The sequence below is a fragment of the Methylobacterium sp. J-088 genome (genome assembly GCF_022829295.1).
GTDB lineage: Bacteria > Pseudomonadota > Alphaproteobacteria > Rhizobiales > Beijerinckiaceae > Methylobacterium.
Genome location: NZ_JAKSYH010000217.1, coordinates 1 through 434 on the forward strand (window position 1 = coordinate 1; position 434 = coordinate 434).

2 protein-coding genes are annotated in these 434 nt (G+C 66.8%); one reads left to right on the plus strand and one right to left on the minus strand.

The window, feature by feature from the left end:
- Positions 1-118, plus strand: a 118-nt coding sequence (locus MKK63_RS24275; protein ID WP_409564516.1) for a c-type cytochrome, incomplete at its 5' end; no start/stop codon positions are given.
- A 197-nt stretch (positions 119-315) separates the two neighbouring features.
- Here MKK63_RS24275 and MKK63_RS24280 read toward each other — a convergent pair.
- Positions 316-434, minus strand: a 119-nt coding sequence (locus MKK63_RS24280; protein WP_409564516.1) for a c-type cytochrome, incomplete at its 5' end; no start/stop codon positions are given.

The following is a 434-nucleotide window of genomic DNA, read 5'->3' on the forward strand; positions in this document are numbered from 1 at the left end:
CGGCAAGCGGCAGAACGAGATCATGAACGTGGTCGCGAAGGAGCTGTCGGACACCGATATCGCCAATCTGGCGGCGTATTATGCGGGGATTCAAGTCGACGTGCTGCCGCCGGGGTAGTGCGCGCGCCTCTCCCTCCCCCCTCTGCGGGGGAGGGTGGCCCCCGAAGGGGGTCGGGAGAGGGGAACCCGGCTTCCGACTAGGACATGGCCGTCTTGAAGGTCGCGCCCTTGCCTGAAGCGTCGCTCCCCTCCCCCGACCCCTGCTGACGCAGGGGCCACCCTCCCCCGCAGATGGGGGAGGGAGAGGCGCGCGCACTACCCCGGCGGCAGCACGTCGACTTGAATCCCCGCATAATACGCCGCCAGATTGGCGATATCGGTGTCCGACAGCTCCTTCGCGACCACGTTCATGATCTCGTTCTGCCGCTTGCCGT